At 74.5% G+C, this 13,031-nt stretch carries 10 protein-coding genes, 1 tRNA gene and 1 pseudogene; 6 read left to right on the top strand and 6 right to left on the bottom strand.

Annotation, left to right across the window (positions count from 1 at the left end; all coding sequences use genetic code 11):
• Positions 1-36: 36 nt before the first annotated feature.
• Positions 37-900 (bottom strand): LysR family transcriptional regulator, encoded by an 864-nt coding sequence (locus tag LG632_RS26785; RefSeq protein ID WP_226730123.1) that lies wholly within the window; start codon positions 898-900, stop codon positions 37-39.
• Positions 901-1,125: 225 nt separating this feature from the next.
• On the opposite strand from LG632_RS26785, the gene LG632_RS26780 reads away from it, so the two are divergent.
• Entirely contained in the window at positions 1,126-2,220 is a 1,095-nt protein-coding gene (locus LG632_RS26780; protein WP_226730122.1) for a bile acid:sodium symporter family protein, read from the top strand.
• Positions 2,217-2,666, top strand: coding sequence for a (2Fe-2S) ferredoxin domain-containing protein (locus LG632_RS26775; protein ID WP_226730121.1), 450 nt, complete (start codon positions 2,217-2,219; stop codon positions 2,664-2,666). Before LG632_RS26780 ends, LG632_RS26775 begins: the two co-directional genes overlap by 4 nt.
• Before the next feature lie 184 nt (positions 2,667-2,850).
• On the opposite strand, the gene LG632_RS26770 is transcribed toward LG632_RS26775, so the two are convergent.
• Complete coding sequence (locus tag LG632_RS26770; protein ID WP_226730125.1) at positions 2,851-3,492, bottom strand: class I SAM-dependent methyltransferase; 642 nt, start codon at positions 3,490-3,492, stop codon at positions 2,851-2,853.
• Positions 3,493-3,626: 134 nt separating this feature from the next.
• Positions 3,627-4,502 (bottom strand): formate dehydrogenase accessory sulfurtransferase FdhD, encoded by an 876-nt coding sequence (gene fdhD / locus LG632_RS26765; protein ID WP_226730120.1) that lies wholly within the window; start codon positions 4,500-4,502, stop codon positions 3,627-3,629.
• Positions 4,503-4,713: 211 nt separating this feature from the next.
• On the opposite strand from fdhD, the gene LG632_RS26760 reads away from it, so the two are divergent.
• Both LG632_RS26760 and LG632_RS26755 read left to right on the top strand, forming a co-directional pair.
• Entirely contained in the window at positions 4,714-5,661 is a 948-nt protein-coding gene (locus tag LG632_RS26760; RefSeq protein WP_226730119.1) for a beta-ketoacyl-ACP synthase III, read from the top strand.
• A 126-nt stretch (positions 5,662-5,787) separates the two neighbouring features.
• Positions 5,788-5,872 (top strand) — tRNA-Leu (locus tag LG632_RS26755).
• Between the two features lie 501 nt (positions 5,873-6,373).
• Here LG632_RS26755 and LG632_RS30765 read toward each other — a convergent pair.
• Both LG632_RS30765 and LG632_RS26745 read right to left on the bottom strand, forming a co-directional pair.
• Positions 6,374-7,093: pseudogene (locus tag LG632_RS30765) on the bottom strand (IclR family transcriptional regulator domain-containing protein); the annotation flags it as partial.
• Between the two features lie 746 nt (positions 7,094-7,839).
• Positions 7,840-8,373 (bottom strand): RNA polymerase sigma factor, encoded by a 534-nt coding sequence (locus tag LG632_RS26745; protein ID WP_226730118.1) that lies wholly within the window; start codon positions 8,371-8,373, stop codon positions 7,840-7,842.
• Positions 8,374-8,779: 406 nt separating this feature from the next.
• On the opposite strand from LG632_RS26745, the gene metG reads away from it, so the two are divergent.
• Positions 8,780-10,501, top strand: coding sequence for a methionine--tRNA ligase (gene metG / locus LG632_RS26740; RefSeq protein ID WP_226730117.1), 1,722 nt, complete (start codon positions 8,780-8,782; stop codon positions 10,499-10,501).
• A 357-nt stretch (positions 10,502-10,858) separates the two neighbouring features.
• Complete coding sequence (locus tag LG632_RS26735) at positions 10,859-11,578, top strand: antibiotic biosynthesis monooxygenase (protein WP_226730116.1); 720 nt, start codon at positions 10,859-10,861, stop codon at positions 11,576-11,578.
• On the opposite strand, the gene LG632_RS30630 is transcribed toward LG632_RS26735, so the two are convergent.
• The gene (locus LG632_RS30630) at positions 11,575-12,768 is read right to left on the bottom strand and encodes a cytochrome P450 (protein WP_226730115.1); all 1,194 of its coding nucleotides are present in this window, start codon (positions 12,766-12,768) and stop codon (positions 11,575-11,577) included. The two genes, LG632_RS26735 and LG632_RS30630, sit on opposite strands and share 4 nt — an antisense overlap.
• Positions 12,769-13,031: the final 263 nt, after the last annotated feature.

Below are 13,031 nucleotides of genomic sequence, written 5' to 3'. Positions count from 1 at the left end.
CCCGCCCCGCGCCGCGCGGGGCGGGCGTCGGCTCGGTCAGGCCGGGCGGCTGAGGTGGTCGCCGGCGGAGAGGATCTCCGCCGCCAGGGCCTCGGCCGCCGCCGCGACCTCGCCGGTGGCGGACCGGCCCTGGAGCAGGGCGAACTCCACCGCGCCCAGGTCCGGCAGCCCGGCCACCCGCACCAGCCCCGGCGGGATCAGCCCGCGCGTGTGCGCCATCACGCCCAACCCGGCCCGGGCCGCCGCGATCAGTCCGCTCAGGCTGCCGCTCGTGCAGGCCACCCGCCAGGCGCGGCCCTCGCCCTCCAGCACCTGAAGCGCCCGCGCCCGGGTGATCCCGGGCGGCGGGAAGACGATCAGCGGGACGGGACGCTCCGGGTCCACCCGGAGCCCCTCCGCCCCGATCCACACCATCCGGTCCCGCCACACCAGCCGCCCCCGCTCGTCCCCGGGCCCGCGCCGCTTGGCGAGCACCAGGTCGAGCCGGCCGGCGTCGAGCCGCTCGTGCAGCGTGCCCGACAGCTCGACCGACAGCTCCAGGTCCACCTCCGGGTGGCGGTGCCGGAAGGACTCCAGGACCTCGGGCAGCCGCGTCAGCACGAAGTCCTCCGAGGCGCCGAACCGCAGCCGGCCCCGCGGCCGGGCCCCGGTGAAGAAGGCCGCCGCCCGCTCGTGCGCCCGCAGGATGGTCCGGGCGAAGCCGAGCAGCGCCTCGCCGTCCTCCGTCAGCTCCACGCTGTGGGTGTCCCGCACGAACAGGGCCCGCCCGGTCGCCTCCTCCAGCCGTCGCACGTGCTGGCTGACGGTGGACTGCCGCACGCCGAGCCGCCCGGCGGCCTGTGTGAAGCTGAGCGTCTGCGCGACGGTGAGGAAGGTCCGCAGCTGAACGGGGTCGTACACAGGTCCCAGGCTACGCCGCTCATCGCGGATCGTGATGGCAGTCAGAGCGGCGTACGTGTTTCCCGATGACCGGCGCGCGGGAGACCATGGGGCGAGCGCCGCCTCCCACCGGGCGGCACCGCGCCCGCCCATGGCCCCGCGCCGCCCGGGCGGCACCCGTCGCCGCCCCGCCCCCGACGTCACCCGCCGCCCCACCCGCACCGCCCACAGAGAGCCGCCCCGCCCATGCCCCGCCTCCGCCTCAGCCCCCGCCTCCCCGCCCGGCTGCCGCTCGACCCCTTCGTGCTGGCGCTCCTGGCCACCGTCGGGCTCGCCGCGCTCCTGCCCGCGCGCGGCGGCGCGGCCGAGGTGGTCAAGGGGGCCGCCACCGCGGCCGTGGCGCTCCTCTTCTTCCTCTACGGCGCCCGCCTCTCCACCCGCGAGGCCCTCGACGGCCTGCGCCACTGGCGCCTCCACGCCACCGTCCTGGCCTGCACCTTCGTCGTCTTCCCGGCGCTCGGCCTGGCCACCCGCCTGCTGGTCCCGACCCTGCTGACGCCGTCCCTGCAGAGCGGTCTGCTCTTCCTGTGCCTGGTGCCCTCGACCATCCAGTCCTCGATCGCGTTCACCTCCATCGCCCGGGGCAACGTCCCCGCCGCCATCTGCGCCGGCTCCTTCTCCAGCCTCGCCGGCATACTCCTGACCCCCCTGATGGCGGCCGCCTTCCTCGGCACCGCCGTCGGCGGCTTCTCCCTCGACTCCCTGCTGAAGATCGTGCTCCAGCTGCTGGTGCCGTTCGTCGCGGGCCAGCTCCTGCGCCCCTGGACCGGCGGCTTCCTGCTCCGCCACAAGAGGGTGCTGGGCCGGGTCGACCGCGGCTCGATCCTGCTCGTCGTCTACACCGCCTTCAGCGCCGGCATGGTCGCCGGTGTCTGGCGCCAGGTCAGCCCGGCCCGGCTGGGTGCGCTGCTGCTCGTCGAGGCGGTGCTGCTCGCCGTGATGCTCCTGCTCACCTGGTACGGCGCCGGCCGCCTCGGCTTCGAGCGGGCCGACCGGGTGGCGATCCAGTTCGCCGGGTCCAAGAAGAGCCTGGCCGCCGGACTGCCCATGGCCAGCGTGCTGTTCGGCGCGCAGGCGAGCCTGGCGGTGCTGCCGCTGATGCTGTTCCACCAGATGCAGCTGATGGTGTGCGCCGTCGTCGCCCGCCGCCGCGCCCGCGACCCCCAGGCGCTCACCCAACTCCCGCCGGAGGAAACCCCCGTGCTCCCGACGCCCTCCGCCCCGCCGACGCCCCCCGCGCCCCCACCCGCGGCGGAGCCCTCCGATACCGTGCGCGGGTGACCTGGATACGACCCGCCGGCGGTACCCGCGCCGAACGTCCCTGCACCCTCGTGGTGTGCCGCGGCTGCTGCTGCGGAGACCCCCGCAAGAACCCCGGCACCGACCACGCCGGGCAGCTCGCCCGGCTGCACGACGCCGCCGCCGCGTCGGGCGGCCGACTGGCCGTCCGTACGGTCGACTGCCTCGGCCCGTGCGCCCAGGCCAACATCGTCGTCGTCCAGCCGACCACCGAGGCCCGGCGCCGCGGCGCCCGTGCGACCTGGTTCGGCTGGGTCCTGGACGACACCGCCGCCGACGAGATCGCCGCCTGGGCGGCGGCCGGCGGCCCGGGCACCCCGCTGCCCGCCACCCTCGAGCTGCACCGCATCGCCCCACCGGCGGACCGCCCGAAACCGGACCGCGCGCCACGGGACCGCCCGAGGAAGCGGACCGGCCGCCGCGCCTAGGGACTGTCCGGCCCCTTCTCGTCCGACCCTTCCCGTCCGACCCTTGCGTCGACCCTTCCCGTCCGATCCGATCAGCCTTCCCGTCCGATCCGATCAGCCCTTCCCGCCCGGTCGCATCAGCGAGTGCCCGCCGGGCCGGTGGTCCGCAGGCGCGCCCGCAGCGAGGCGGATCGCCGGGCGCGCCCTACGGGCGCCGGGCCAGCACGTGGGCGTCGAGGAAGCCCCGCTCGGAGGCCGGATCGTGGAGCAGCCGGGCGAAGGGAACGAGCCCGGCACCGGCCAGCAGGTCGGCGAGGTGGTCCGGCGGCCAGCTGTAGGCAGGTGCCACCTTGTGGTCGAACCGGACCGGCTCCGGTCCGTCGGTCCCGAAGAAGGAGACCAGCAGCAGACCACCCGGCGCCAGGACGCGTACCTGCTCGGCGAGCAGCTGCGGAAGTTCTCCCGGAGGGGTGTGGATCATCGAGTAGTGGGCCAGTACGCCGCCGAGCGCGCCGTCCTCGATCGGCAGGGCCTCCATCCGCGCCTGCTGGAAGCGCAGCGTCGGACGGGCCCGCCGGGCGTGGTCGACCATGCCGGGGGAGAGGTCGATCCCGAAGGCGTCCAGGCCCAGTTCGTGCAGCATGGCCGTCAGATGGCCGGGCCCGCACCCGAGGTCCGCGGCCCGCAGGTTGCCCGTCGCGCGCACCAGTTCGGCGAAGGTGCCGATCATGGCCCGGGCGAACGGCCGCGTCTCCAGCCGGTCGGCGAACAGCGATGCGTACAACTCGACGACTCCGTCGTAGGCCGCCTTGGTCGCGTCCTGGTGAGTTGCGTCCTGGTGAGTCACGTCCTGGTGAGTCGCGTCCTGGTGAGTTGCGTCCTGGTGATGCGCCACAGACGGGACCCTACAGCCGTCCGACGACGGATCCCGTGGCAGGCAGAGGTGCGGTGGCCCGCCGGCGCGAAGCCCTCCCGGGCACCCTAGGCCCCGCCGTGCCCCACTCCCGCCCCGGGCTCCGCCCCGGCCCCGTTCAGCGGGATCCGGTGTTCGCCCGCGTAGATGTTCATGTCCCCGCCGCGCAGGAAGCCCACCAGCGTCAGCCCGGTCTCCAGCGCCAGGTCGACCGCCAGGGACGACGGGGCCGACACGGCCGCCAGCACCGGTACGCCCGCCATCACGGCCTTCTGCGCCAGCTCGAACGACGCCCGCCCGGACACCAGCAGCACCGCCCCCGCCAGCGGCAGCCGTCCGGCCTGCAGCGCCCGTCCCACGATCTTGTCCACGGCGTTGTGCCGGCCCACGTCCTCGCGCAGGTCCAGCAGCTCCCCCTCGGCCGAGAACAGGCCCGCCGCGTGCAGCCCACCCGTCCGGTCGAACACCTTCTGCGCCTCCCGCAGCCGGTCCGGCAGCGCCCCCAGCACCTCGGCGGGTACCCGTACCGGGTCGTCGGCCAGGCCGGGGAAGCGCGAGGCCGTCCGTACGGCGTCCAGGCTGGCCTTGCCGCACAGCCCGCACGACGAGGTCGTGTAGACGTTCCGTTCGAGGGTGATGTCCGGCACCGGCACCCCGGGCGCCAGCTGCACGTTGACGACGTTGTACGTGTTCGCGCCGTCCTCGGTGGCCCCCTCGCAGTAGGTCACGGCGCGCACGTCGGAGGTCGCCCCGAGCACCCCCTCGCTCACCAGGAAGCCCACCGCCAGCGCGAAGTCGTCCCCCGGCGTGCGCATGGTGACGGCCAGCGGCTTGCCGTTCAGCCGGATCTCCAGCGGCTCCTCGGCGACGAGCGTGTCCGGCCGGACCCCCGCCGCCCCGCCCCGGACCCGTACGACGCGCCGGCGCTCGGTGACCCGTCCCATTTCCCGATCCGCCCCGTTCCGCCTCGTCGCCGCAACCCCTTGCGGGCCCTTGGACCGTCCATTCTCCCGTACCACGGATGATCCAGCGGACTCTCCAAAAGCGGGTGTGTGAATCCTGTCGGGTCACACGCACCCGTACCGGTCGGTAGCACGCAAAGCTGGCCGTCCTGCCTTTCGACGCTTAAGGGGAGATCCACCGATGACCGCGCCCATGACCGGATCCCGCGTGGTGGCGACGGGGCACTACCAGCCCGCGAAGGTGCTCACCAACGAGGAACTCGCGGCCATGGTGGACACCAGCGACGAATGGATCCGGACCCGGGTCGGCATCAGGACCCGCCGGGTCGCCGGCCCCGACGAGCCGGTCGACCTGCTCGCCGCGGAGGCGGCGGGCAAGGCCCTGGCCGCCGCCGGCCTCACCCCCGACGACATCGACCTCGTCCTGGTCGCCACCTCCACCGCCGTCGACCGCTCGCCCAACATGGCCGCCCGCGTCGCCGCCCGGCTCGGCATGCGCGGCGCCCCGGCCGTCATGGACCTCAACGTCGTCTGCGCCGGCTTCACCCACGCCCTGGCCACCGCCGACCACGCGATCCGGGCCGGGTCGGCCACCCGCGCGCTGGTCATCGGCGCGGACAAGATGACCGAGGTCACCGACTGGTCCGACCGCACCACCTGCGTGCTGACCGGCGACGGCGCCGGCGCGGCCGTGGTCGTCGCCTGCGACCCGGCGGAGTCGGGCATCGGGCCCGTCGTGTGGGGTTCGGTGCCGGAGATGGGCAACGCGGTCCGCATCGAGGGCAGCCCGGCCGTCTTCGCCCAGGAGGGCCAGTCCGTCTACCGCTGGGCCACCACCCAGCTCCCGCCGATCGCCCGCCGGGTGTGCGAACGGGCCGGGCTCACCCCCGAGGACCTGGCCGCCGTCGTGCTGCACCAGGCGAACCTGCGGATCATCGAGCCGGTCGCCCAGAAGATCGGCGCGGTCAACGCCGTCGTCGCCCGCGACGTCGTCGACTCCGGCAACACTTCGGCCGCCAGCATCCCGATGGCCCTGTCCAAGCTCGTGGAACGCGGCGAGATCCCGTCCGGCGCCCCCGTGCTCCTGTTCGGCTTCGGCGGCAACCTCTCCTACGCCGGCCAGGTCGTCCGCTGTCCGTGACCCGGCGCCCCGCAGGCCCCGCCGTCACCCCCGCACGCGGCTGACCACCGCTTATGCGGGTGAAGAGCACCTCGAACCCCTGCTATTGTTGTCCATGTCGCCGCGGGAAACCGCGAGAGACCACCGGTCCGGGTGGCGGAATGGCAGACGCGCTAGCTTGAGGTGCTAGTGCCCTTTATCGGGCGTGGGGGTTCAAGTCCCCCCTCGGACACACAGATGGCGAAGGCCGTGACCTGCGGGTCACGGCCTTCGGCGTGTTCCGGGACGGGCCGCCTCCGGTCTTCCGGGAGTGGGCCGCCTCCGGGCTTCCGGTGCGGGCCGCCTCCGGTCCTCCGGGAGCGGCCGCCTCGGTCCGCTCCGGGAGCGGGCCCCTCCGGAAGTTCCCGGAGGGGCCCGTCCGCCCCTCGCCTCAGCGGTCCGCCGTGCTCGCCCGCTCGCCCCCTCCCATGCTCAGGACCAGCAGCCGGTCCCCGTCCGGTTCGAACGGGGTGTACGTCAGGGGGAGGGCCAGGGACGGGTGAGGGGACTCGGGGGGTTCGGCTTCGAAGAGGTAGGCCGCGGCCGCCGCCGGGTCGCTGACCAGGTGGGGGCCCGTCGAGGCGGCCGCCGCGCCGTGCAGGGGGCGGCGGAAGAGGTTGCGCAGGTGGCGGGCGGCCGCCGTCGGGTCGGGTTCCGCGGCCGGGGCCGGGTCCTCCGGGGGGACGGCGCCCGTCAGGAGCAGGGCCAGCAGGACCGGCACCAGCTTGCTCCGCAGGGTCCGCGTCGCCGGGCGCAGCCGGTGCGCGTGGGCCGCCGGCAGGGACAGGGCCAGGCTGCCCACCGCGTTGCCGGTGGCGACCGGCAGCGCCGCGCAGACCACGCCCGGGGAGTACTCCCGCAGGTCGAAGACCGGATCGCCGGGCGCCACCGCGTCCAGCGCGCTGAACAGGGCCCGGCTGTCGGTGATCGTCCGCGCCGTGAGCCGGGCGGGCCGGTGCCGGGCCACGTGGTCGGCCCGCCCGTCGTGGTCGAGCTGCGTCAGCAGGCACTTGCCGACCGCGCTGGCGTGCGCGGCGTTGCGGAAGTCCACCCACTCGTTCACCGGCGGGGTGCCGGGCCCGGCCGCCGTCTGGGTGATGCGCACCTCGCCCGCCGTGTACCGGCTGAGGTACACCGCCGCGCCCACGCTGTCGCGCGCCAGCGCCAGGGTGTGCTGGAGCTGCTCCGCGAGCCCCGCCCCGCCGGGCGCGGCCAGCCGGTCCAGGGCCGGGCCCCGCCCGTAGACGCCGGACCGCGGACGCCAGGCGTACTCCTCCTCGCACAGCATCCTCAGCACGGCCCGCAGCTCCGGCCCGGCCAGCCCGCTCTCCCGGCCCAGCTGCCGCGCGCTCACCCCGAGGGGATGCCGTTCCAGGACCCGTACGACCCCCAGCGCGCGCCGTGCCTGCGCCAGCTCCCACCCGCCGCCGGCCGGACCCCGCCGCACGGTGCCGCGGGCGGCCGCCGTGAGCGCCGGATGCCGCAGCGGGCCGGGGGAGTGCCGCGGGGGCGGCGCGGCGGTCGCGGTACCGCTGGGCAGGAAGGCGGGCAGCACCGTCGCCAGGCCCGGCCGGGGCAGCGGGACCGGCCCGAGATCGGGGTCCTCGGCCTGGTCGACGTACCGCAGGACCGCGGCCTGGGCGCAGAGCCGGACCTCCCGCAGCTCCCGCGGCCCGCCCGGCCGGAACCCGCGGCCGGCCAGGTCCCGGGCCCAGACCCGGGCGTCGTGGTGCTCCCCGCGCCGCGAGTGGTCGAGGAAGAGGCAGTACGAGGCCCGGGCCTCGCCGGCGCCGGCGGCGAACTGCCACCAGAACCGCGCGCCCTCGCGCAGCCCCGACAGGTGCAGCAGGCAGGCGAAGGCCAGCGCGCCCGCCGGGTCGGTGTGGTGGCCGGCCGGGAAGGCGTCGATCTCGGCCGCCGTGCCGGGCGCGCACACCACGGCCAGGCAGACCGCCTTGAGGTCGCGCCGGGCCTGTTCGGCGTCGACCGGGCAGTCGCGGGCGGGGTCGCTCCAGCCGCCGTGCCAGGGGCACCGGTGGCTGGTGCGGGTCCGCAGCAGCCGGGCCTCGGCGGCGGGCAGGTCGTAGCGGGCGTAGCGGTCGCGGACCCCGGCCCGCGCCAGGTAGTGGGCCAGCGGGCGGGGGGCGCGGTCACGGTCGGTCATGAGCCGGGCATCCCGTCACGAGGAGCGGCCAGCAGCCGCGCCAGCCGCCGGAGCGCCTGGCTGAGGTGGGAGCGGACGGTGGCCTCCTCGACGCCCATCACGGCGGCGGCCTCCCCGGTGGTGCACTGCAGCCCGTAGCGCAGCAGGACGGCGTCGCGCTGGCGCTCGGCGAGCCGGGAGACCGCCGAGTAGAACTGGATCGTGTCGGTCAGCACGTCGTACGGGTCCACGGCGGCGTCCTTGAGGGCGGCCTCGAAGGCGCTGATGTCCATCGGCTCGGGACGGCGGTTCCGCTTGCGCTGCTGGTCGACTATGCGGTGCTTGAGGACGGTCCAGGCGTACGCCTCCAGGCGGTCCATGTGCAACATGCGCAGCCACTCGTTCATGATCGCGTCGAAGGTGGCGTCCACCGCGTCCTCGGCGTCCGCGTCCGAGCCCAGCTGCAGGTACGCGAACCTCATGTAGGCGGGTCGCCGATTGGCGTGGAAGGCCCAGTACGACAGGCGCGCCGGCGCGTCCCACTGGCTCATGGGAGTCGGCCGTTTCCGTCGGCTGGGCAGCCCCACCGCCCCTCCGGACTCCTCCGGTCCGCCATCGCTCACCGCTCCACCTCTCCCCTCACGGCACTGGAGACGCTCGCCTCCAACCCTTTCAGCGTTTGGGGGGTGCGGAATGTGCAGACAAGAATCTTTGGAAACATTACGTTCGGTGATGGCCGATCGATGACCGTGCCCGACCGCACCGGAGCCCAACTCGCCCCGATGCATATGCCCTTGGGGAAGTCGGGCTATGCGCGGGCCGGGCCCGGCGGCCGCCGGTACGGCCCCTTGTACGATGGGCCCGCGAAATCGCGGCGCGGGGCCACCGGACGGTTCGATACGATGAGCCGAATCACAATCCGTCACGTTCCGCACCTATGAAATGGAGCATCCAAGGATGGCTCGACACCTGATCACCAGCGCGCTTCCCTACATCAACGGGATCAAGCACCTGGGCAACATGGTCGGGTCGATGCTTCCGGCGGACGTGTACTCCCGGTACCTGCGCCAGCGCGGCGAGGACGTGCTCTACATCTGCGCCACCGACGAGCACGGCACCCCCGCGGAGCTGGCCGCCAAGGCCGCCGGCCTGACGGTCGCCGAGTTCTGCGCGCAGGCGCACGACGCCCAGAAGGCGGTCTACGACGGCTTCGAGCTGTCCTTCGACTACTTCGGCCGCAGCTCCTCGGAGCAGAACCGCGAGATCACCCAGCACTTCGCGCGGCAGCTGCACGCCAACGGCTTCATCGAGGAGCGGGCCATCCGGCAGGTCTACTCGCCGGTCGACGGCCGGTTCCTGCCGGACCGCTACGTCGAGGGCACCTGTCCGCACTGCGGCTACGACAAGGCCCGCGGCGACCAGTGCGAGAACTGCACCCGCGTGCTGGACCCGACCGACCTGATCGACCCGCGCTCGGCGATCTCCGGCTCGACCGAGCTGGAGGTCCGCGAGACCAAGCACCTCTTCCTGCTCCAGTCCAAGCTGCAGCACGAGGTCGAGGCCTGGGTCGCCCAGCACGAGGAGGAATGGCCGCAGCTGGCGTCCTCCATCGCCCGCAAGTGGCTCACCGAGGGCCTGCACGACCGCGCGATCACCCGCGACCTGGACTGGGGCGTCCCGGTCCCGGCCGACACCTGGCCGGAGCTGGCCGCCGAGGGCAAGGTCTTCTACGTCTGGTTCGACGCGCCGGTGGAGTACATCGGCGCCACCAAGGAGTGGGCCGACGCCGCCGCCGACGGCGAGACCCGCGACTGGAAGTCCTGGTGGTTCGAGGCCGAGGGCGTGCGGTACACCCAGTTCATGGCCAAGGACAATGTGCCGTTCCACACCGTGATGTTCCCGGCCACCGAGCTGGGCGTGCGCGAGCCGTGGAAGATGGTCGACTACGTCAAGGCCTTCAACTGGCTGACGTACTACGGCGGGAAGTTCTCCACCTCCCAGAAGCGCGGTGTCTTCACCGACCAGGCGCTGGAGATCCTGCCCGCCGACTACTGGCGCTACTTCCTGATCGCCAACGCCCCCGAGTCCGACGACTCGTCCTTCACGTGGGAGCACTTCACCGCCACGGTCAACAAGGACCTCGCCGACACGCTCGGCAACTTCGTCAACCGCGTGCTGTCGTTCTCGCGCAAGCGGTTCGGCGACGAGGTGCCGGCGGGCAAGGAGGCCGGGGAGGCCGAGGCCAGGCTCGGGCAGCAGATCGCGGAGCTGCTGGGCGAGTACGAGGGCCACATGGAGGCGCTGCAGTTCCGCAAGGCCGCGGCGGCGCTGCGCGCGCTGTGGTCGGCAGGCAACTCCTACCTGGAGGAGAAGGCCCCCTGGCTGGAGATCAAGACCGACCAGGAGGGCGCCGCGCTGACGCTGCGCACCGCGATGAACCTCATCCACCTCTACGCCGTGGTCTCCGAGCCGTTCATCCCGGCCACCGCCCGCGCCATGCGGTCGGCCTTCGCCCTGGCCGACGACGTGGCCACCTGGGTGACGCCGGAGCGGGCCGCCGCGCTGGACGCCGTGCCGGCGGGGACGGCGTTCACCGTGCCGGCGGTGCTCTTCGCCAAGATCACGGAGGAGGACCTGGAGTCCTACCGCGAGCGGTTCGGCGGAGCCGAGGCCGGCTGAGGCGAGGTCGGCTGAGCCGGCGCCTGATCCACGCCTGGGGGCGCGATCCTTGCGGATCGCGCCCCTTTGGCGTGGGCGGGCCGGGGCAAGCCCGGGGGTGTGCTCGGTGAGGGCGGCTTCGGGGGCCGGGGGCTCCGGGTGGGGGTGTCCGGGACTGCATGATTTATGGCGGTTCCGGATGATTTGCATCTCGTGCAGTGGGCACGCCACAAATCACGCTTTACGTCCCGGACACCCCCACCCTGCGCCCCCGGCCCGGGCACGGCCGACGGCCACGGCCAGGGGGATCTTGACCTCAAGCGTGGTTGAGGGGCGAAGGTCGGGGGCGTGTCGCAATCGTGCTCAGGAGGTCCCGTCATGAAGGCAGTCGTTCGTACCGTGCCCCGGCCCGATCTCGCGCGGGAGGGAGTCGGGGTCGTCAAGGCCAGTACCTGGCGGGTGGGCAGCCCCGAGCGGCAGCGGGCCACCCTGGACGCCATCGCCCGGGCCTGGGAGAGCCGGGACTGGCCGGCGGTGGGGCTGCTGTCGTACTCGGTGCACGTCGGCACCGACGGCGACACCCTCTTCCACTACTCGCAGTGGACGGACGAGGGCGCCTACCAGGAGTTCGTCCGCGCCTTCCGGGACGAGCGCAACGCCGAGATCGACGCGGCCGTGCCGGGGATCGAGCGGGTGGGCCTGCACTCGTACGAGCGGTACCGCTCGCTCAGCACCGGCGGGGACGGCGCGGTCCGGGTGCCGGGGTGCGTGGTGGTGGTGGAAGCGGAGTTCGACGGTGCCGGCACGGCCCGGGCCTGGGTGGACCTCGTCATCGAAGCGCTGGCCACCGACCCGGCGCTGCCGGCCGGGGGCCTGTCGGGGACCTTCCACCTGGGCACGGACGGCGCCCGGATGCTGAACTACGCGGAGTGGACGAGCGAGGAGGCCCACATCGAGGCCCTGGCGTCCCCCGGCGCCGGGATCGGCTCGGACACCGAGGCCTGGGCCGCGGTCCAGGCGCACGCCGGCATGACCACCAACCGCTTCCGCCGCTACCTGCCGGGCCTGACCCTGGTACCGGCCCCCGCGGACCGCTAGGTCCGGTCCGGGGCCACGGCGGGCCCTGGGGCGCCGCTTGCCCGAGGGCTCTTCGCGGGCGGGGTCGCGCGGACCGCCAGGGTCGTGTACGACGGGATCAGGACGCCGCGGGCCGGGTGACGCGTCGTCACCGTCAGGGCGGGGAAGGGGCGCAGGGCCGTCAGGACGGTGGCGATCTCCGCCATGGCCAGGGGCATGCCCAGGCAGAAGTGGGGCCCCGCGCCGAACCACAGGCGGTTCAGGGGAGCCCGGGCGGGGGAGTCCGGGGCGAACGGGCCCGCGGACCGGGTGCACAGGAGCCCCGCCACGACCACCCGGTCACCCGCCCGGACCCGGACACCCGCGAGCCGCCCGTTGCGCGCGGCGCTCCGCAGCATCACCGGCGTCGGGGAGGTCACCCGGAGCGCCTCCTCCACGACCGCGTCGGTGATCCGGTCAGGGCCGCGGCCGACGTCGTGGGCCAGTGCGATCAGCCTCGGCACGAACGACACCAGCGTCTCGGTGCCGGTCAGCAGGAACATCCCCACCGCGCCCCGCGCCTCCGCCTCGCTGAGGCCCAGCCCCCGCAGCCGCCCCGGCACGGTGGACTCGTCGCCCGACCGGTACGCCGCCACCGCCGCTTCGCTCAGCCGGGCCAGCGCCGCCCGCGCCCTGGCCGTCTGGCGCCCCGTGAGCGAGGCCCGCCACAGCCGTACGCCGGCCAGGACGGCGGAGGCCTCGGCGAAGCCGGCGGCGGCGTCCGGCGGCAGGCCCACCAGCTCGCGGATCACCGCGCCCGCGCCCGCGCGGACGACCGGTACCAGATCGACCTCGTCCCCGGCGGCCAGCCGCCGCGTGGCCCCGGCCAGCGGCTCGCGCAGCCCCCGCTCGCAGACCGCACCGACCTGCGCCGGCGTGAACAGCCCGGACAGGCGCCGGCGCAGCGCCGCGTGGTCGGCGCCGTCCAGGGTGATCAGCGTGCGCGCCCCGAGCACCGGCGTCCACAGCTGCGCGGCGGCCCCGGGCCCGGTCTTGGTGAAGGCCTCGGTGTCCGTCAGCACCTCCCGGGCGGTCCGGGCGTCGCTGACCACCACCCCGACTCCGGGCACCCGTACCACCGGACCGCGCGCCGCGACCGCCGTGAGCAGCCGGTAGACCACCGGGTGCGCGGCGGTCTGGACCCGGCGCTCCCACCGCTCCCACTCCTCCACCGGGGCAGGCTACTGGCCAGATGGCCGGAAGTGACCCCCTCGGGAAGGGATCTTGGCGCGTCCGACGCGTATCGAAGCGCCGCGCTGATCGTTTCTTCACCGGAACCACCACCCGCCGCGCCGTGCGGCGGGGCCCGCCGGACCCGGGAGGACACGCGGTGACCGCATGGCAGCACTACCTCGCCGGAGCGGCAGGCGTCACCCTGGCCCTGGCGCCGGTCCCGGCCGCGCACGCCGCCGTCGCACCCGCGGCCACGGCCGGC

It is taken from the genome of Streptomyces antimicrobicus, from assembly GCF_020532625.1.
GTDB lineage: Bacteria > Actinomycetota > Actinomycetes > Streptomycetales > Streptomycetaceae > Streptomyces > Streptomyces antimicrobicus.
This window is presented reverse-complemented; position numbering and strand designations above follow the sequence as displayed.